The sequence below is a fragment of the Entomohabitans teleogrylli genome, from assembly GCF_001484765.1.
GTDB classification, from domain to species: Bacteria; Pseudomonadota; Gammaproteobacteria; order Enterobacterales; family Enterobacteriaceae; genus Entomohabitans; species Entomohabitans teleogrylli.
On sequence record NZ_KQ947381.1, the window covers coordinates 1 to 19468 of the forward strand.

Annotated in this window: 16 protein-coding genes; 6 read left to right on the forward strand and 10 right to left on the reverse strand. The window is 58.5% G+C overall.

The window, feature by feature from the left end:
• The 10 genes from AQ981_RS26870 to AQ981_RS10245 all read right to left on the reverse strand — a co-directional run.
• Nucleotides 1-3066 (reverse strand): ESPR-type extended signal peptide-containing protein (locus tag AQ981_RS26870; RefSeq protein WP_249226303.1); only part of this gene is annotated, 3066 nt, incomplete at its 3' end.
• 52 nt (nucleotides 3067-3118) lie between these two features.
• Nucleotides 3119-3853: a hypothetical protein gene (locus AQ981_RS10205; RefSeq protein WP_058911655.1), complete on the reverse strand. Its 735-nt coding sequence runs from the start codon at nucleotides 3851-3853 to the stop codon at nucleotides 3119-3121.
• Between the two features lie 105 nt (nucleotides 3854-3958).
• Nucleotides 3959-4510, reverse strand: a complete 552-nt coding sequence (locus AQ981_RS10210) for a hypothetical protein (RefSeq protein ID WP_058911656.1) — start codon at nucleotides 4508-4510, stop codon at nucleotides 3959-3961.
• An 875-nt stretch (nucleotides 4511-5385) separates the two neighbouring features.
• Nucleotides 5386-6177 carry an endonuclease VIII gene (gene nei, locus AQ981_RS10215; RefSeq protein ID WP_058911657.1) on the reverse strand — a complete coding sequence of 264 codons (792 nt, stop codon included), beginning with the start codon at nucleotides 6175-6177 and terminating at the stop codon, nucleotides 5386-5388.
• Nucleotides 6178-6268: 91 nt separating this feature from the next.
• On the reverse strand, nucleotides 6269-7195 hold the full coding sequence (gene pxpC / locus AQ981_RS10220) for a 5-oxoprolinase subunit PxpC (protein WP_058911658.1): 927 nt from the start codon (nucleotides 7193-7195) through the stop codon (nucleotides 6269-6271).
• Nucleotides 7189-7845, reverse strand: a complete 657-nt coding sequence (gene pxpB / locus AQ981_RS10225; protein WP_058911659.1) for a 5-oxoprolinase subunit PxpB — start codon at nucleotides 7843-7845, stop codon at nucleotides 7189-7191. Before pxpB ends, pxpC begins: the two co-directional genes overlap by 7 nt.
• Before the next feature lie 20 nt (nucleotides 7846-7865).
• Entirely contained in the window at nucleotides 7866-8609 is a 744-nt protein-coding gene (locus AQ981_RS27245; RefSeq protein ID WP_058911660.1) for a type 2 GTP cyclohydrolase I, read from the reverse strand.
• 3 nt (nucleotides 8610-8612) lie between these two features.
• Nucleotides 8613-10037, reverse strand: a complete 1425-nt coding sequence (gene phrB, locus AQ981_RS10235; RefSeq protein WP_058911661.1) for a deoxyribodipyrimidine photo-lyase — start codon at nucleotides 10035-10037, stop codon at nucleotides 8613-8615.
• A 13-nt stretch (nucleotides 10038-10050) separates the two neighbouring features.
• Nucleotides 10051-11010, reverse strand: coding sequence for a YbgA family protein (locus AQ981_RS10240; protein WP_058911662.1), 960 nt, complete (start codon nucleotides 11008-11010; stop codon nucleotides 10051-10053).
• A 121-nt stretch (nucleotides 11011-11131) separates the two neighbouring features.
• Nucleotides 11132-11338, reverse strand: a complete 207-nt coding sequence (locus tag AQ981_RS10245) for a YbfA family protein (RefSeq protein ID WP_058911663.1) — start codon at nucleotides 11336-11338, stop codon at nucleotides 11132-11134.
• Nucleotides 11339-11645: 307 nt separating this feature from the next.
• On the opposite strand from AQ981_RS10245, the gene kdpF reads away from it, so the two are divergent.
• From kdpF to kdpE, 6 genes are read left to right on the forward strand one after another with little or no spacing between them, the layout of a single operon-like run.
• Complete coding sequence (kdpF, locus tag AQ981_RS26875) at nucleotides 11646-11735, forward strand: K(+)-transporting ATPase subunit F (protein ID WP_121500642.1); 90 nt, start codon at nucleotides 11646-11648, stop codon at nucleotides 11733-11735.
• On the forward strand, nucleotides 11735-13420 hold the full coding sequence (gene kdpA / locus AQ981_RS10255) for a potassium-transporting ATPase subunit KdpA (RefSeq protein WP_058911664.1): 1686 nt from the start codon (nucleotides 11735-11737) through the stop codon (nucleotides 13418-13420). Before kdpF ends, kdpA begins: the two co-directional genes overlap by 1 nt.
• 16 nt (nucleotides 13421-13436) lie before the next feature.
• Nucleotides 13437-15485, forward strand: coding sequence for a potassium-transporting ATPase subunit KdpB (gene kdpB / locus AQ981_RS10260; RefSeq protein WP_058911665.1), 2049 nt, complete (start codon nucleotides 13437-13439; stop codon nucleotides 15483-15485).
• A gap of 23 nt (nucleotides 15486-15508) precedes the next feature.
• Nucleotides 15509-16084: a potassium-transporting ATPase subunit KdpC gene (gene kdpC, locus AQ981_RS10265; RefSeq protein ID WP_058911666.1), complete on the forward strand. Its 576-nt coding sequence runs from the start codon at nucleotides 15509-15511 to the stop codon at nucleotides 16082-16084.
• A 21-nt stretch (nucleotides 16085-16105) separates the two neighbouring features.
• The gene (gene kdpD / locus AQ981_RS10270) at nucleotides 16106-18793 is read left to right on the forward strand and encodes a two-component system sensor histidine kinase KdpD (RefSeq protein ID WP_058911744.1); all 2688 of its coding nucleotides are present in this window, start codon (nucleotides 16106-16108) and stop codon (nucleotides 18791-18793) included.
• Nucleotides 18790-19467: a two-component system response regulator KdpE gene (gene kdpE, locus AQ981_RS10275; protein WP_058911667.1), complete on the forward strand. Its 678-nt coding sequence runs from the start codon at nucleotides 18790-18792 to the stop codon at nucleotides 19465-19467. The genes kdpD and kdpE overlap by 4 nt, the downstream gene beginning before the upstream one ends.
• The last annotated feature ends 1 nt before the right edge of the window (nucleotide 19468 follow it).

The window sequence follows — 19468 nt, forward strand, 5'->3', positions numbered from 1 at the left end:
CCCCGCCGTGGCAGCGCCACCCTTCACCGTCAGTTTCTCACCCAGTTGCTTGCCGACCTGACCGGTGTTGCCGGCAAAGGTCAGCGGGGTGCTGGCCAGCTTGTCCAGTGCGGTATTGGTGCTGTGCAACTGGGAGCCGTTCACCGCATCGGTACTCTCCGCATTCAGACGGCCAGCGGCTACGTTGGTGATGGTGCGCTCACTATCTTTTTTACCCACGCTGACGGTGCTTTCTGGCTCTGCTCCGGCAAAGGCATACCAGGTACCATTGATAGTTTCACCGGCGGTTTTCTTTACTCCGTAGGTCTGCGAATTAGCCCCCAGCGCCACATCATTGGTGTTTTCAGCGATGGCATTCATCCCGATGGCCACTGAGTCCTGGCCCACGGCGGAAGAGTCCGTCCCCGTTGAGTTAGCGTGGAAGTATTTGGTACCGGTGTTGTAGACACTCTCTATTGACTGATTGGTGGCATACAGCTGAGAGCCGTTAATCGCATCGGTACTGGAGTCAGAAATACGCCCTGCTGCCACGTTGGTAATAGTGCGCTCCGTGCCAGCATTTCCCACGCTCACCGTACTGTTTGCCACATCACCAGCAAAACTGTAGTTTTTACCGTTGATCGTCACACCGGTCGTACTTTTGGCTTGCTCAGTAATGGAATCAGACCCCAGCGCCACATCCATTTGATTATTCGCCCGGGCGCCATCGCCAATCGCCGTTGCATGTTTAGCAAGAGCCCCGGAGTTCGCACCGATTGCCGTCGCGTGCTCAAAAGAGGCCGATGATAAATGACCAAGTGCCGTTGTCTGATAATCAGTTGCTTTAGACTCCAGGCCAATGGCTACGGCACCACCCATACCTGAGGCTGAAGCGTCAGCCCCTATGGCAATACTACCGGTTGCACTACTCGCCACGCTGGAGTCTCTGCCAATGGCAATACCGTCCTCTGCTGCGGAGGTCGATGAAGTCCCCATGGCAATAGTGTTCTTATCCGCAGTACTGGATTCTAACCCCATGGCAATACTTCCTGTTGCCGCGATATCGGCAACAGACAAGGTACCAATGGCAATACTGTCCTGAGCCTGTGACGTGACCCCACTCCCCAGGGCGACAGAGTATTTACCCGAGGCGGTGGTTGCCGTTCTCTTTGCTACAATATTCCCACTGTCGTCTTTTGTTGATGTTACCCGCTGACCATCGGCTGTTAATACAACCGACTGACCTAACGCCGTTGCACCTTCCTCTTTCGCTACCGAATAAGAGCCCAGTGCCACGCTTTCATGTTCTAAAGCTTTAGTGGCAACCCCGCCAATGGCGACTGAGGTTTGCCCGGTACTCTCGGCTTGCTGGCCAATGGCGAGCGCTGAGAGCCCTGACGACTTGGAATTCGTTCCGATTACCACACTGTTGGCGGTTGTGGCAGTAACAGCAGCACCCAATGCGATAGAACCATTACCTTGCGCACTGGTTTTGACATCTATTTCTTCTTCGCCAGTAGCTTCGTTAATTTTTGTTGAATAAGCCCCCAGAGCCAGAGACTGATAACCTGTTGCCTCTGCCCCCTCGCCTACAGCGACAGCACCCGTTTTTGTCGCGGCAGCATTAGCGCCAATTGCCGTAGAGCTGACACCGGTAGCCATCGCTTTGTAGCCTAAACCCACACTATTTCCACCACTGCGGTCTGTATCACTTTCAGCAATATGACCCGCCCGGCTCTCCATACCAATAGCGATACTGGTATCGTATATAGTCTGAGCGTTATTACCGATAGCTATAGAGAAGTCAGTATTTGCTTTTGCCAGAGTGCCCAAAGCCACTGACCTTGTCGCTGATTGCGCCTGCGCACCAATGGCAATACTATTTGTAGGTGGATTCGTCGCCGCATCAGGAGCATCCCTTTTCGCCTCCGCATCTGTGTTAGCCTTCGCGTTATAGCCAAAAGCCAGACTGCTGGCACCATCAGTGGAAGCCCCATTCCCGATAGCGGAAGAGTATGTACCCTCAGCGCTGGATGACAGACCAATGGCAATCGTTGCTAATCCAGTAGATTTGGCCAATGTCCCTATCGCGATAGTGTTTTCCGCCAGGGCGTTCGCCCCGCTACCTACCGCGAGAGAGTAGGTACCCGAGGCGGTTACCTGCGTCCTCTTCTCCGGATCTGAAGGGGTTGGTGTGCTGATTGCCTGTCCCAGAGCCGTAGCGCTATAACCTGTAGCCAGCGCGGACTCACCCAGCGCCGTAGAGTTAGTCGTTGTCGCCTTACTTGCTGAGCCAATTGCCGTAGAACCACTAGCAGAGGCTTCTGATTTTGAGCCCGCCGCTAAGCCATAATAGCCAGAAGCCACAGAATTAAAGCCCATGGCTGTAGCATATTGATTCGTTGCTTCTGAGTCGGCTCCCACCGCAGTCGTTTGAGTCGCTGTCGATGTCTTCGCGCCCGCGCCCAGAGCCGTAGATAACTGGCCTAGCGCCTTACTTGCCGGGCCAACAGCCGTAGAATTAATACCACTGGCTACCGAATCTACGCCTCCCGCGAAGGAAAACGCCGCCGATGCCTGGGAGTTATCGCCAATGGCAACAGTTTTTCCGGCTGTTGCCTTTGCAGTTGAACCCAGCGCTACCGAACGTTCACCTGTAGCTTGTGAACTGGTGCCAACAGCTGTTGCTCCACCAGAGCCAGCCGTAGTATTCGCTGAGTTTTGATCAATGCCAGTAACACCCGATGCTGTCGCTCCGACACCAAGTGCCGTATTACCGATCAGCTCTGTTGAACCATTGCTACCCTTAGCCTGAGAACCTGCACCAATCGCTGTATTTGTCACCTGGCCACCATCATTAGCCGCCGCAAATTGTGCGTTTGATCCATTAGTCACACCGGTACTCACCACCCACGCATTCGCGCTCCCGGGTATGGCCACCAGAGTCACGCTTAACAGGGCGATGGACGCCAGTCCCTTCGCCCTTTTTAATCCGGATTTTCCTTTGCCTCTGGCTTTGGCAAACTCGCTGACCGCGGTCCATATTCCCAGACTTGCGTTCCACACCAAACGATATACTGTATTCATCTCTTTCCCCCAGTGTCTTTAAATAAAAGACCGGTTTAATCCTTTAAAAAATTTATTCAGACGCGCGCAGAGACTGCCGCTCTGTCAGAATCAGACTCCGCTCAAGCGAGTGATTATTCAGACGCATGGCATAATGCTCATAGAGCTCGCGGGCTTTCTGCGGCTGGTTTATTACGTACTGGTAATAACCACCGACAAAAAATACCGCCTGCGTCACGGCGTCTGCTTTTTCCTCTGCCTGGCCGAAGGTAATTCCGTCGATCAGCCGGAACATTTCCTTTGCGCTTCCTTTTCCGGCATAAATATCAGCGATAGCTGATTCATATGCGGAAAACCATTTATAGTTTGCGGTTTTGTCAGTCAGCGTTTTTTGTAATGCCGCCGCTCCTCCCTGCCATGTTCTGGCGGTTAACCATAAATCCCAGAGCCGGGCATAATCCCGCTCGCGTCCGTTGCCATGTTGTTGTAATACACTGAACGCCTGGCGGGCATCGCCATAACGTCCTAACGCCGCCAGATTGACCGCCGACGGTAGCGCAGCTGCGCTGGCCATCACGGTACTGTTCAGCAGATCGTATTTCTGACGCGCCTCGCGGTGATAGCCCGCCAGATCGTCATTGACCGCCTGCTGGAATATCACCGTCGGCGCTTTATCTGTAGAAGGGAATAACTGAGGACGTTGCGGCAGCGAGTTATCGCCCGTTGCCATTGCGCCACAGGAAAATAACAGAAAAAGCAGGGCACTCAGCGTGGTTTTCACTGAGTGATTATTCGTGTTCCTGAACATAATAAATTCCGTCCTGGAGTACGCTAACCGTAAAAGGCGTCAGCGACGTTTCTTTTAGTCATTAAAAGAATGAAAATTTATTCACTATTCATCGTGGTCTGGCGATCAGACCGGCATTTTCATTCTCAGCATATCCCGGCATACCAGAATGCCTTGTGAGTTACAGTTCAGCAGGCCATATTCCTGAAATACACTGCGCTTGATGCGGTAAATCAATTTCAGAGAGGTGCTGCTCGTCACGGCCAAACGATGGGCAGAGCCGCCGCGTCCAAGCTGGTTAAAAACATCCAGTACCCGTTGGGATACATTGCCCCGGCGCACGGGAATATTTTCTGCCGTATTAACTAAATGGATAAGTTCCTCACCAGAGATACTCTTTGACAGCAGACAGGGAAATTGTAGCGTGCTGGTCTTTTTCATCGGCAGATCCATCATAACGACCAGCCGACAGCATTGCAGTACCGGCATCTGCAGAAAAGCTTTGCGGGTGAGATGATTACTCACGGCCAGTACCACCAGATCGCCAGGAGCGGGATGGAAATCAATATCCGCGTCATTATTCAGATTAATTAACCTTGAATGCACTGCGCTGTTTTCCAGCGTCGCGGAAATCCCATGCAGGAAAAAAACATCATCGGAAATGAAATGGTATTTCATAAAAAAGTCCCTTTTCATGAAAGGCTGAAAATCAATTAATGGCTTACGTTTACCTCGGAAAAATCAATTCCTTTTTGGTGTGAGGGCATTCTATGGTCAGGCAACGAGCAAGAGACAATCGTTTAAACCGATCAATTGGGGATAAATAATAAAAAACACCTATTGATTAACAGATATCGATCGCCAATATCTATTGTAAAAAACCATTCAATTCAGACAATTAAAGAGAAATAACATTTGAAAACAACTAACGCATTGATAATAAAGAACTTAGAAACCATAAAATAAAAGAAACGCATATAAAACAACAACATAAAAAACACTTTCAGGTGAAAGCAACACCACTCAGCACCTTAACAAAATGATTTTAGTACTAAAAATTCAGACCTCTTTACCTTTATAAGAAAATAATCCTGGAGTTTTTTGTAATGAATTATCAAATTCATTATACGTCATCTTTATTGAGTCAGTTATTTTGTTAGTATTATTTTTTAATACACTGAATAATAAAGAAAACACCAATTCATTAACAAAACAAAGTCATCCCAGGAATATTTTCCCGCAATTACGAAAATTCTTATAAAAATACTGCCGTTTGCGACCCAAAAGGCACCTGTCCGACCGGAAGATGCGCCGTTTTCGCAGAGCCATATCGGGTTCAAAAATTCTTAATCAGAAGGAAAGTCATCAGAAGGGAGCCGGAAAACACTTCAGATAAATCTGAACAATTCCTGACTCAGAAGGACACCCGTTATCAGGCAAACAACTTTTCTACGATCCAGCGCAGTAAAATAGACAGACTCCCGGTTCGGGAGCCATCTGTGCGGGTAGTGATTCAGTCTATTCGGGCAGGAACACAGACCGTAGCGTATCCCCTACCCCTGGCACCCGGGGCACCAGAAGAAGGGCCGCGATGACAGCATCGTCCGGACGATAAGATGCCCGCAGCGTTCACAGGGTTGCCCCTCACGGTGAAACACCTTAAAGCGGAATATCGCCCCGTGGTGCACATTGTCATCCCCCTGCCCGCGGGTTTGCCAGGAGAGACGCGGTATCGCCAGGCAGGCCTGCGCCAGACGGTCCAGTTGCTCATCGTTAAGATCCACCGCCCGCTGCTGGCCGGTCAACTGCGCTTCCCAGAGAATTTCCACCCGCAGGTAGTTACCCAGCCCGGCGAGAAACGCCTGATCGAGCAACAGCCCGCAGAACTGGCGACGGCGGAATTTCGCCGCCAGCAAACGTTCTTTCACCTGCTGCGGCGTCAGGGTCATGTCCAGCACATCCGGGCCAATACGCTGCAGGAAGGGATGCGTCTGGTAAGTCTCCTCGGTAAACATCTCAATATCCGAGGCGCTATACAGCAGAATGGCTTGATCCGCGGTCGCCAGCCGTACCCGCAGGCTGCGTTTAGAATCCGGCGCGTCGCCGCTGTTCAGCACTTTCCACACCCCATACAGCTGGTTGTGGCTATACATCACCAGCCCATTGGAAAAGTGGGTTAACAGCGCTTTGCCGCGGGTTTCCAGGCGCGTGATACATTCACCGGGCAACTGCGGGGCGAAGGTCGCCAGTTCGGGAAAGGCAAACCACACGTCGGTTAAAGGTTTATTGAGTACCGCGGCTTCCAGCCTGTCGGCCGCCCGCCGTATCTCTGGTCCTTCAGGCATTATCTTCTCCTGTGGTGATAAAAACCCCGGCAGGCCGGGGCTAAGGATTAAAACAGAGTTACCGTGTCTGCTCCGGCACAGCGCGCCAGCCTTACTGCTCAAGCTGCCAGGCCAGTTGTTCCAGATAAATACGCTGCTGGCGACGCGCCTGCAACGCCTCCTCCAGCGTGCAGACCACGAAATGGACCGGCTCCCCGAGACGGACCTGAGCCAGATGATAGAGATCGGCTTCAATCACGCAGGCAATACGCGGATAGCCGCCGGTGGTCTGAGCGTCGTTCATCAGCACAATCGGCTGGCCGTTGTGCGGCACCTGAATCACCCCTGGCAACAGGCCGTGGGAGACCAGTTCCCGGGGATGCGCCCGTTCCAGAGTCTGCCCCTGGAGCCGGTAGCCCATACGGTTGCTCTGGGGGCTAAGATGCCAGGGCAGACGCCAGAACTGCTCCTGCGCGGTACGGCTGAACTCATGGTATTCCGGCCCCGGCAGCGCGCGCACCCGGTTGCCCCACAGCAACTGGCGCACCCCCTGGGGACGGGAAAACGTCCTGCCGCCGGCGCGCAGCGGGAGCCGATCGCCATCCTGCAACAGCCGCCCGTGAAAACCGCCGAAACCGGCCTTGAGATCGGTACTGCAGGAACCCATCACCGGCGGGATATCCAGCCCGCCGGCCACAGCCAGATAGCTGCGCATCCCACGGCGCGGCGATTTCAGCGTCAGGCGCTGGCCGGGTTTAACCGGCAGGCGCCAGCCGGTCCACACCGGCTTATCATCCAGCCGGGCATCGCAGCCGGCGCCGGTCAGGGCAAACCAGCCGGCGGACTCAAATTCAATAACGCACTGGCCAAGCGTGATTTCCAGCGCCGCCGCATCGGCATCGTTACCCACCAGGATGTTGGCGATGCGCAGCGCCGGGGTATCCAGCGCGCCGCAGCGGCTGACGCCGGACTGCCGGTACCCTTCCCGTCCACCATCCTGTACCGACATCTGCATTCCGGCACGAATAATTTTCAGCACACCCCCTCCTTTTGCGGCACAAAACGCACCGTATCGCCCGGCGCCAGCAGCCCCGGCGTTTCACGGTCAATATCAAACAGTTTTTCCCGGGTCTGGCCGATTATCTGCCAGCCGCCCGGCGTCGCCATTGGGTAAATGCCGGTCTGGGCGCCGCCGATCCCGACCGAGCCGGCCGGCACCAGCAGGCGCGGCTCGGCGCGCCGCGGGGTATTCAGCCGCGCCGGCATACCGCCCAGATACGGGAAACCGGGCTGGAAGCCGATAAAATAGACTACGTAATCCACCGAAGCGTGTAGCGCCACCACTTCGCGCGGCGTCAGTTCGGCATGGCGCGCCACCTCGTCAAGATCCGGACCGGCGCTGCTGCCATAAACCACCGGGATATCAATACGCCGGGTTTGCAGCTCCACCTCTTCGCTCTCCTCCCACCACTGCTGGAGACGTTCAATGGCATCCAGCGCCAGTTGTTCCGGTTCGCGCAACACCACGGTGATATTGTTCATGCCGGGAATCACTTCCACGATGGAGGGCACCTCCGCCAGCCGGTGACACAGCCCCCAGATGCGCTTCTGGCTTTCCAGAGTCACCGGAGGCTCAAGTTCCAGTACCACCGCGCTTTCTCCCAACAGGTAACAACGAGCTCGTTGCACAGTTCCCTCGCTTATCCCCGTCAGGCGGGGTTTGGAATATCAACAAAAGTGACGTCAAGACCGATTTCTTCATTCAGCCATTCGCTCAGCGCGCGGATCCCTCCGCGCTCCGTGGCATGATGGCCGGCGGCGTAAAAATGTAGCCCCTGTTCGCGGGCCGAGTGGATAGTCTGTTCCGATACTTCGCCGGTAATAAAGGCATCCACCCCGAAGCGGGCCGCCGCGTCAATAAAACCCTGCCCGCCGCCGCTGCACCAGGCCACGCGGCGGATAGTCTCCGGTCCGGTATCGCCGCACCACAGCGGCTTACGCCCGAGGCGCGCCTCCAGCCACGACGCCAGTTCCAGCCCGGGCATCGCCATTGAAAACTCGCCCCATGGCACCAGCGGCTCCACCTCGCCCATCACCTCGATACCCAGCAGCGCCGCCAGTTGCACGTTATTGCCCAACTGTGGATGGGCATCCAGCGGCAGATGCCAGCCATAAAGGTTGATATCATGGCTGAGCAGCGCTTTCAGGCGGTTGCGCTTCATGCCGCGCACCAGCGGCGATTCGTTTTTCCAGAAGTAACCGTGATGCACAATAATGGCGTCCGCCTGCTGGCGCACCGCCTCGTCGATCAGCGCCTGGCTGGCGGTGACGCCGGTGATAATTTTCTGCACCTCCGGGCGGCCCTCCACCTGAAGGCCGTTGGGCGCATAATCGCTAAACGCCGCACTGTTCAGTTTTTCGTTGATCAGAGCTTCCAGTTCGGTGTTTTTCATGATTTATCTCGCGTTATGGCGCGCCGCCTCATACGCTTTCAGCGTTGCGTTACGCGCCTGTTGATGGTCAACAATCGGACGCGGCCAGTCGAGGGTTTCCCCGCGTTTGTCCGCCCACACCCAGGGTTGATGAATCGCTTTGCCGGGAATATGGCGCAGCGCCGGTATCCACTGGCGAATAAACGCCCCATCCGGGTCAAAGCGTTCCCCCTGGGTGGTGGGGTTGAAAATACGAAAATAGGGCGCGGCATCGGTACCGGTAGACGCCGCCCACTGCCAGCCGCCATTATTGGCCGCCAGATCCCCGTCAATCAACCGGGACATAAAATAACGTTCCCCGAGACGCCAGTCGATAAGTAAGTCTTTAACCAGAAAACTGGCCACAATCATCCGCAGCCGGTTATGCATCCATCCGGTCTGGTTAAGCTGGCGCATGGCAGCGTCAACAATCGGAAAACCGGTGCGCCCCTGTTGCCAGGCCGTCAGTTGCGCCTCGTCGTTCCGCCAGGCGACCCGATCGGTCCACGGCTGGAAAGGCTGATGGCAACACAGGCGCGGGTACGCCACCAGCAAATGGCGGTAGAACTCGCGCCAGATCAGTTCATTGAGCCAGATACTGCCCGCCTGGCCCAGCAGGGCACCGGGCTGTTCGCGCAACAGGCGATGCAGACACTGCTGCGGGGAAAGGACGCCGGTCGCCAGGTAAGGGGACAGCAAACTGGTGCCCTGGCGGTCCGGAAAATCGCGCTCAACCTCATAGTCCTGAGCCTGATTACGACAGAACCGGCGCAGCCGTTCGATGGCCGCCGCTTCACCGGCCGGAAATAATGCCTCATCGACCGCTTCCTGCGGGTAGTCAAACGGCGCTGGCGGCGGTGTGGGCCCGGCGCTGGCGTGACGCCGGGCCGGCGCCGGCAGGCAATCGGCGATCCCTTCCTGCAGACGACGTAAAAACGCTTTACTGAAAGGGGTAAAAACCCGGTACATCTCCTGATTACCGGTCGTTACACTGCCCGGGGGCAGTATCACGCTGTCATGAAACCCCTGGCAGACCACCGTACGCGCCAGCGCTTTTTCCAGCGCCGCGTCACGGCGCTGTTCGTTGAGTTCATACTGGTAGTTATAGAACAGCGCATCGACATGATGCTGGCGGCAGAATAGCGCAATGTCGCTCACCGCCGTGCTGAAATCCGCTGTCTGGTAGCTGTACAGCGGGATATTACGCTGCGCCAGTTCATGGTGCAGATGCTGTAAATTACGCTGAATAAACGCCGCCTGACGCGGCGCCATCTCGTGGCTACGCCACTGCGCCGGGGTGGCGATATACAGCGCCAGCACCCGGGCTTGTGGGTCGCGGCAGGCGGCGCTGAGTGCCGGGTTGTCGTGCAGCCGTAAATCATTTCGCAACCAGACCAGATGAGTGGCCATATTTCTCCCTGAATCAATAGCCATAGCGCAGGCGCAGTGCCTCCGGGTATGGCTCAAAATAGCGCTGCTGCGCCAGATACGGATCAGGATATTCTGACAGATAATGTTTTAACAGCGCGATAGGCGCCAGCAGCGGTTGCGTCCCCTCGCGGTAACGCAGGATCAGCGTCGCCAGCTCCTGGCGCTGGCGGGTGTTGAGCCGTTTGCGGAAATAGCCCTGAATATGCATCAACACATTGGTGTGGTTACGGCGCGTGGCCTGATGCGCCAGCAGTTGCATCAGGCGCAACCGGTATTCATTAAACCACGCCCCGGGATCCTGCCACTGATGGATAGCCGCCACAAAGCGCCCCAGTTCCCGGTATAACGGCTGGGAATGGGCCAGCAGCAGCAGTTTATAGCGACTGTGAAACGCCAGCAGTTCGTGGCGCTTCAGCCCGGCGCGGCGCAGTTGATTCAGCTCGTGCAGAGCGCAAATCCGCTCAATAAAATTCTCGCGGATCGCCGGATCGTGCAGCCGGCCATCCTCCTCTACCGGTAGCCAGGGAAATTGTTGCATCAGTTGGGCGGTGAACAGCCCGGTACCGACCTTGCGGTTATTGCTGCCCTGCTCATCGTAAACCCGCACCCGCTCCATCCCGCAACTGGGCGATTTGGCGCATACCACATAGCCGCACAAATGCGCCATATGGCTCACGGCCTGGCGCGACAAGCTGTTCATGGCGGCGCTGAGATCCCCCGGCTGGCCGTTGCTGAAACGCAGCGCGATATTCCCTTCTGCGGCGCTGCGCACCAGCCGCAATGCCGGGCGCGGCGTGGGTAAACCGATAGCCATTTCCGGACACAGCGGTTCGAAACGCACCCAGGGCGCCAGCTCTTCGACGGCGAACGCCAGCCGTTTATGGCCGCCGTCAAAGCGTACCGCCTCCCCCAGTAAACAAGCGCTGATACCGACGGGTATTTTCTCGCTCATGGTTCTTCCTCCACACCTGTACTTCCGTTAAGTGTAGCCAGAACCCGCTAAGCGGCGCCGGGGTATAGAAACAAAAAGGGCCACCCTTGCGGATAGCCCCATTTCGCTCGCTGCACGTCGCTTAGTAGAAGTCGCCGGAAGCCTGTTCCGCCTGCTCCATCCACACCGGTTTGTTGCTGGTCTTCGACCACACCCGATGCAGGTAGCTGTAATAGCGGGACCGGTCTTTCCAGAACAGCATCACCGGCAGCGCCCCAACCCCTGCCACCACCACAAAGGCGCGACGCAGGAAGATTTGATAGCCAGGATATGCTTTATACATCGTCATAGTTTTCTCCCCTTCGATTGGCAACCGGCGAAGCGCGCCGGAAAAATGAAATACCTTAACTGGTGAAAATTTTACCGCTTTGGATGAAAATTTACTACTCCTCCGACCACTTTATTGACTCTTTTTGGGCGACTTTTTCTGAATTCACGTTGCAAAGTTACGAAATAGTTAAATTAAAACTAACCATTAGTTAAATCATGGATTTGGTTTTTATACTTTTTTTACACCCGCACGCTCAATTTTTGCGAAATCTTTGCAGCCAATTTTCTACTCTCACCGCATCCCAATAAAACCACGGAGGTGGATGGTGAGTATCACTGTGATTAGCGGGGTGGTGCTGGTGTTCCTGTTACTGGGCTACCTGTTTTACGCTCTGATTAATGCGGAGGCGTTCTGATGGCCGCCAGCGCATTTTTGCTTATCGCCAGCTTTCTGCTGGCGCTGTTTATTCTCGCCAGGCCGCTGGGGAACGTGCTGGCCCGGCTGATTTACGGCGAGTCGCTACCGGGAACCCGGCGCCTGGAAAGCGTCCTCTGGCGCCTGGCCGGCGGCACACCGCAGGAGATGAACTGGCGCCAGTATCTGCTGGCGATTTTGCTGTTTAATGCTCTCGGGCTACTCCTGCTGTTGGCGATTCTGCTCGGCCAGGGCGCGCTGCCCCTCAACCCGCAGCAACTGCCCGGCCTGTCATGGCATCTGGCGCTCAATACCGCCGTCAGTTTTGTCACCAATACTAACTGGCAGGCATACAGCGGGGAAACCACGCTCAGCTATTTCAGTCAGATTGTCGGGCTGACGGTGCAAAACTTTCTCTCCGCCGCCACCGGTATTGCCGTGGTCTTCGCCCTGATTCGTGGCTTCACCCGCCATAACGCAGGTACCCTGGGCAACGCCTGGGCGGATATCACCCGGGTAACGCTATGGGTACTGGTGCCGATCGCGCTGGTGATCGCCCTGTTGTTTATCCAGCAGGGGACGCTCCAGAATCTGCTGCCTTACCAGCCGGCGACCACCCTCGAAGGCGCTCAGCAGCTCCTGCCGATGGGACCGGTCGCCTCACAGGAGGCCATTAAAATGCTCGGCACCAACGGCGGCGGTTTTTTTAACGCCAACTCAGCCCACCCGTTTGAAAATCCCACCGCGCTGACCAACCTGGTGCAGATGCTGGCCATTTTCCTGATCCCCGCCGCGCTGTGTTTCGCTTTTGGCGAAGCCTGCGGCGACCAGCGCCAGGGGCGCGTCATTCTGTGGGCGATGACGGCAATCTTCGTTATCTGCGCGGCGCTGACGATGGCGGCGGAAGTGCGCGGTAATCCCCATTTTCTGGCCCTCGGCGCCGACAGCGCCGTCAATATGGAAGGGAAAGAGAGCCGCTTCGGGGTGCTGGTCAGCAGTCTGTATGCGGTAGTCACCACTGCCGCCTCGTGCGGCGCCGTCAACGCCATGCACGACTCCTTTACCGCCCTCGGCGGCCTGATCCCGCTGTGGCTGATGCAAATCGGCGAAGTGGTGTTCGGCGGCGTCGGCTCCGGGCTGTACGGCATGCTGCTGTTCGTACTGCTGGCGGTATTTATCGCCGGGCTGATGATTGGCCGTACCCCGGAATATCTCGGCAAAAAGATTGATGTGCGCGAGATGAAAATGACCGCGCTGGCCATCCTGGTGACTCCGACGCTGGTGCTGCTGGGCAGCGCGCTGGCGATGATGACCGAGGCCGGACGCAGCGCCATATTTAACCCCGGCCCACACGGTTTCAGCGAAGTGCTGTACGCCGTCTCCTCCGCTGCCAACAACAACGGCAGCGCCTTTGCCGGGCTGAGCGCCAGTACACCGTTCTGGAACCTGCTGCTGGCGGCGTGCATGCTGATCGGCCGCTTTGCGGTGATCGCCCCTGTGCTGGCGATTGCCGGCTCGCTGGTCGCCAAAACCGCCCAGCCCCCCTCCCCCGGTACTCTGCCAACCGGTGGACCGCTGTTTGTCGGATTGTTGATCGGTACCGTGCTGCTGGTGGGCGCGCTGACCTTTATTCCCGCGCTGGCGCTGGGCCCGGTGGCGGAACATTTAATGCTGATTCACGGTTGAATCCGGAGTAGTCAAGATGAGTCGTAAATCGATTGCGCTGTTTGAACCTGCGCTACTGCGCCAGTCAGTGGCTGACGCGTTTAAAAAACTCAGTCCACGGGTGCAGTGGCGCAACCCGGTGATGTTTATTGTCTGGCTGGGCAGCGTACTGACCACCCTGCTGGCGCTGGCCATGGCCGCCGGCCTGCTATCCGGCAGCGCCTGGTTTAGCGGCGCTATCGCCCTGTGGCTGTGGTTTACCGTGCTGTTCGCCAATGTTGCCGAAGCGCTGGCGGAAGGGCGCAGCAAAGCCCAGGCCAACAGCCTGAAAGGGGTGAAAACAACCGGCCAGGCGCGCCGGCTTAACGCCCCGCGCCACGATGCCCGGGTGGAACTGATCCCGGCCAGCGAGCTGCGCAAGGGAGACATCGTGCTGGTGGAAGCCGGGGATATTATTCCCTGCGACGGCGAAGTCCTCGAAGGCGGCGCATCGGTGGATGAAAGCGCCATTACCGGCGAATCGGCGCCGGTGATCCGCGAATCCGGCGGCGACTTCGCCTCGGTGACCGGCGGCACGCGCATTCTCTCCGACTGGCTGGTTGTCCAGTGCAGCGTCAACCCGGGCGAAACTTTCCTCGACCGGATGATCGCCATGGTGGAGGGGGCGCAGCGGCGCAAAACCCCCAATGAAATCGCCCTGACCATTCTACTGGTGGCCCTGACCATTGTGTTCCTGCTGGCGACCACCACCCTGTGGCCCTTCTCACTGTACGGCGGTACGGCGGTCAGCGTCACGGTGCTGGTCGCCCTGCTGGTCTGCCTGATCCCCACCACCATCGGCGGGCTGTTGTCGGCCATCGGCGTCGCGGGGATGAGCCGCATGCTGGGGGCCAACGTCATCGCCACCAGCGGCCGCGCGGTTGAAGCCGCCGGCGATGTCGATGTGCTGCTGCTGGATAAGACTGGCACCATCACCCTCGGTAACCGCCAGGCGGCGGCCTTTTTACCGGCGCCGGGGGTCGACGAGCAACAACTGGCCGACGCCGCGCAGTTGTCTTCACTGGCGGATGAAACCCCGGAAGGGCGCAGTATTGTGGTGCTGGCCAAACAGAAGTTCAATCTGCGCGAGCGCGACCTTCAGAGTCTGCATGCCACCTTTGTCCCTTTTACCGCCCAGACCCGTATGAGCGGCATCAATATCGACCAGCGCATGATCCGCAAAGGCTCGGTGGACGCCATTCGCCGTCACGTGGAAGCTAACGGCGGCCACTTCCCGGCGCAGGTGGACAGCCATGTGGAAAATGTCGCGCGCCAGGGCGGTACGCCGCTGGTGGTGGCGGAAGGCGCCCGGGTGCTGGGGGTGATAGCCCTGAAAGATATCGTCAAAGGCGGTATTAAAGAGCGCTTCGCCCAGTTGCGCCAGATGGGGATCAAAACCGTGATGATCACCGGCGATAACCGGCTGACCGCCGCGGCCATCGCCGCCGAAGCGGGTGTGGACGACTTCTTAGCCGAAGCCACCCCGGAGGCTAAGCTGGCGCTCATTCGCCAGTACCAGTCCGAAGGCCGCCTGGTGGCCATGACCGGCGACGGCACCAACGACGCCCCGGCGCTGGCCCAGGCCGATGTGGCGGTGGCGATGAATTCCGGTACCCAGGCCGCCAAAGAGGCCGGCAATATGGTGGATTTGGACTCCAATCCCACCAAGCTGATTGAAGTGGTGCATATCGGTAAACAGATGCTGATGACCCGCGGTTCGCTGACCACCTTCAGTATCGCCAACGATGTGGCGAAATACTTCGCGATCATTCCGGCGGCGTTTGCCGCGACGTATCCGCAACTGAATGCCCTTAACGTCATGCACCTGCACTCGCCGGCCTCGGCAATCCTCAGCGCGGTGATATTTAATGCGCTGATCATTATTTTCCTGATCCCGCTGGCGCTGCGCGGCGTCAGTTACCGGCCGCTCAGCGCCGCGGCCATGCTGCGCCGCAACCTGTGGCTATATGGACTGGGCGGTCTGCTGGCGCCGTTTGCCGGTATCAAAATCATCGATGTTGCGCTGACGCTGGCGCATCTGGTGTAAGTCGATTTCAGGAGCTTTTTCAAATGGCTATGCTACGTCCCGCTATACTTTTATTAATTATCCTGACGCTGGTCACCGGCGGGCTCTATCCGCTGGTCACCACCCTGCTCGGCCAGTGGTGGTTTCCCGCCAGCGCCAACGGTTCGCTGCTGCGGATTAACGGTGAGATTCGCGGTTCGGCGCTGATCGGCCAGGCGTTCAGCAGCGAAAAATATTTCCATGGCCGCCCGTCGGCAACGGCGCAGAGCCCGTATAATCCCATGGCCTCCGGCGGCAGTAATCTGGCGGGCAGTAACCCGGCGCTGGATAACCAGGTGGCGCAGCGGGTTGCCGCGCTGCGGGCCGCCAATCCGCAGGCCAGCGGCGAGGTGCCGGTGGAGCTGGTGACCGCATCGGCCAGCGGTCTGGATCCGCAAATTTCTCCCGCCGCCGCCGACTGGCAGTTGCCGCGGGTCGCCCGCGCCCGGCAATTACCGCAACAGCAGGTGGCGCAGTTGGTCGCCGATAACACCCGCCGCCCGCTGCTGCCGTTTATCGGCCAGCCGGTGGTCAACGTGGTCAAACTGAATATGGCGCTGGATGCACTACAGGCCCATTAACGGGAACAGAAAGGAATGGCGATAACCGACGAGCCCGCCCGTCCGGATCCGGATCGCCTGCTGGAGCAGGCGAAACCGCCGACGCGCGGCAAACTGAAAATCTTCTTTGGCGCCTGCGCCGGGGTGGGTAAAACCTGGGCCATGCTTCAGGAAGCCCGACGCCTGCGCGCCCAGGGGCTGAATATTCTGGTCGGGGTGGTGGAGACCCACGGCCGCCAGGAGACCGCCGCCCTGCTTGAAGGGCTGACGATCCTGCCCGCCAGGCGCATTCATCACCGCGGGCGGCTGGTGCAGGAATTCGACATCGACGCCGCGCTGGCCCGCAATCCAGCGCTGATCCTGATGGACGAACTGGCCCACAGCAACGCTCCCGGCTCACGCCATCCCAAACGCTGGCAGGATGTCGAAGAGCTGCTGGAGGCGGGCATTGACGTTTTTACCACCGTTAACGTTCAACATCTGGAAAGCCTCAATGACGTAGTGGGCGGGGTGACCGGTATTCAGGTCCGGGAAACCGTGCCCGACCCGATTTTCGATTCCGCCGACGATGTGGTGCTGGTAGACCTGCCTCCCGACGATCTGCGTCAGCGGCTGCATGACGGCAAAGTCTATATCGCTGGCCAGGCGGAACGCGCCATCGAACACTTCTTTCGCAAAGGTAACCTGATCGCCCTGCGTGAACTGGCCCTGCGCCGTACCGCCGATCGGGTGGATGACCAGATGCGCGCCTGGCGCGATAACCAGGGTCAGGAAAAAGTCTGGCATACCCGGGACGCGATTCTGTTGTGTATCGGCCATGGGCCGGGCAATGAAAAGCTGGTGCGTACCGCCGCCCGACTGGCGGCCCGGCTGGGTAGCGTCTGGCATGCGGTGTATGTGGAAACCCCGCGCCTGCACCGCCTGGCGGAACCCCGGCGCCGCAGGGTGCTCAGCGCTCTGCACCTCGCCCAGGAGCTGGGGGCCGAAACCGCCACCCTCTCCGATCCGTCTGAAGTCCGGGCGCTGGCGCGCTACGCCCGCGAGCATAACCTCGGTAAGATTGTCATCGGCCGCCGCCCGGTCCGGCGCTGGTGGCATCAGGACAGCTTCGCCGATCGGCTGGCGCGCCGGGCGCCGGACCTCGATCTGCTGGTGGTGGCGCTGGAAGAGAAAACGGCGCCAGCCAGCAGCAGCGCGCCGGATACGCGCAGTTTTTCCGAGCGCTGGCGCGTTCAGTTACGCGGTATGGCGGTGGCGGTCCTGCTCTGCGCCCTGATAACCCTGGTCGCCAGCCAGTGGTTAACCGGCTTTGACGCCACCAACCTGGTGATGCTGTATCTGCTGGGGGTGGTGGTGGTAGCGCTGTTCTGGGGCCGCTGGCCGTCGGTGCTGGCCACGGTGATTAACGTCGCCAGTTTCGATCTGTTTTTTATCGCTCCGCGCGGCACCCTCGCAGTGTCGGACGTGCAGTATTTGCTGACCTTCGCGGTGATGCTGTCCGTCGGGCTGATTATCGGTAACCTGACCGCCGGCGTACGCTATCAGGCGCGGGTGGCCCGCTACCGCGAGCAGCGCACCCGCCACCTGTATGAAATGTCGAAAGCGCTGGCGGTTACCCGTTCGCTCCAGGATATCGCCCGCACCTGCGGCTACTTCATCAATAACAGTTTCCAGGCCCGCAGCCAGCTACTGGTGCCGGATGCCCACGGCCAGCTACAGGCGCTGATCGCCGAGCGCGGGGTACAAAACTGGGATGCCGCCATTGCCCGCTGGAGCTTTGACAAAGGCCAGCCCGCCGGCGCCGGCACCGATACGCTACCCGGCACGCCATGGCAGATCCTGCCGCTCAAGGCCGGCGGCAAAACCCACGGTCTACTGATCGTCGAGCCCTCTAACCTGCGGCAATTGATGGTTCCGGAACAGCAGCGCCTGCTGGAAACCTTCACACTGTTGCTCGCCACCGCCCTTGAGCGCCTGGCGCTGACCGAAAGCGAAGAGCAGGCGCGGCTGGCCAGTGAGCGCGAACAGGTGAGAAACTCCCTGCTGGCGGCGCTGTCCCACGATCTGCGCACCCCGCTCACCGTGTTGTTCGGCCAGGCGGAGATTCTGACGCTCGATCTGGCGAGCGTAGGCTCGCCATATGCCCCGCAGGCCAGCGAAATCCGCCAGCACATCCTGAATACCACCCGGCTGGTGAATAACCTGCTCGACATGGCGCGTATCCAGTCCGGGGGATTCAGCCTGCGCAAAGAGTGGCTGACCCTTGAAGAGCTGGTGGGCAGCGCCCTGAAGATGCTGGAGCCGGGTTTTAGCGGCCGTCATATCGCGCTGGATTTGCCGGACCCGCTGACCCTGATCCACGTCGACGGGCCGCTGTTCGAGCGGGTGTTAATCAATCTGCTGGAAAACGCCTGGAAATACGCCGGGCCGCAGGCGCAGATCGGTATAAGCGCCCGCCAGGGCCAGCAGTTGCTCGATCTGGAAGTCTGGGACAGCGGGCCGGGGATCCCCGCCGGCCAGGAGCAGGCAATATTTGACAAATTCTCCCGCGGCAGCAAAGAATCAGCGATACCCGGCGTCGGCCTGGGGCTGGCGATTTGCCGGGCGATTGTCGAAGTCCACGGCGGCACTATCTATGCCGGTAATCGCCCGGAGGGCGGCGCCAGCTTTCACGTGCGCCTGCCCCAGCAGACGCCCCCGGACCTGGATGAGATTAACGAGGCGATGTGATTAGCGTTCTGATAGTCGAAGATGAAAAAGCGATTCGCCGTTTTCTGCGCACCGCGCTGGAAGGCGAGGAGCTGCGGGTGTACGAAGCGGAAACCCTCAGCCGCGGTTTAATCGAAGCGGCAACCCGCAAGCCAGACCTGGCGATTCTCGATCTCGGCCTGCCGGACGGCGACGGCCTCGATTTTATCCGCGACGTGCGCCAGTGGAGCCAGATGCCGATCATCGTGCTGTCGGCCCGCAGCGATGAGCAGGATAAAATCCTGGCGCTGGATGCCGGCGCCGACGACTATCTGAGTAAACCTTTCGGCATTGGCGAGTTACAGGCCCGGCTGCGCGTCGCATTACGCCGCCACAGCGCCAGCGGCGGCGACAGTCCGGTTTATCAGTTTGCCGACATCACCGTCGATCTGGCGGCCAGGCGCATCAGGCGCCAGGAAGAAGAAATTCACCTCACCCCCATTGAGTTCCGCCTGCTGGCGGTGCTGCTCAACAATCACGGCAAAGTACTGACCCAGCGCCAGTTACTCAATCAGGTATGGGGCCCCGGCGCCGTGGAGCACAGCCATTACCTGCGTATCTACATGGGCCACCTGCGCCAGAAGCTGGAGCAGGACCCGGCGCGCCCGCAGCATTTGCTGACCGAGACCGGAATTGGCTATCGCTTTATGCTCTGAC

Excerpts from the sequence above, each read along its gene's own strand:
- nei (WP_058911657.1), bottom strand. The coding sequence starts at position 6,177 with ATGCCTGAAGGACCAGAGATACGGCGGGCGGCCGACAGGCTGGAAGCC.
- AQ981_RS10210 (WP_058911656.1), bottom strand. The coding sequence starts at position 4,510 with ATGAAATACCATTTCATTTCCGATGATGTTTTTTTCCTGCATGGGATT.
- phrB (WP_058911661.1), bottom strand. The coding sequence starts at position 10,037 with ATGGCCACTCATCTGGTCTGGTTGCGAAATGATTTACGGCTGCACGAC.
- AQ981_RS10245 (WP_058911663.1), bottom strand. The coding sequence starts at position 11,338 with ATGACGATGTATAAAGCATATCCTGGCTATCAAATCTTCCTGCGTCGC.
- AQ981_RS10205 (WP_058911655.1), bottom strand. The coding sequence starts at position 3,853 with ATGTTCAGGAACACGAATAATCACTCAGTGAAAACCACGCTGAGTGCC.
- AQ981_RS27245 (WP_058911660.1), bottom strand. The coding sequence starts at position 8,609 with ATGAAAAACACCGAACTGGAAGCTCTGATCAACGAAAAACTGAACAGT.
- kdpA (WP_058911664.1), top strand. The coding sequence starts at position 11,735 with ATGGCCGCCAGCGCATTTTTGCTTATCGCCAGCTTTCTGCTGGCGCTG.
- kdpC (WP_058911666.1), top strand. The coding sequence starts at position 15,509 with ATGGCTATGCTACGTCCCGCTATACTTTTATTAATTATCCTGACGCTG.
- kdpB (WP_058911665.1), top strand. The coding sequence starts at position 13,437 with ATGAGTCGTAAATCGATTGCGCTGTTTGAACCTGCGCTACTGCGCCAG.
- AQ981_RS10240 (WP_058911662.1), bottom strand. The coding sequence starts at position 11,010 with ATGAGCGAGAAAATACCCGTCGGTATCAGCGCTTGTTTACTGGGGGAG.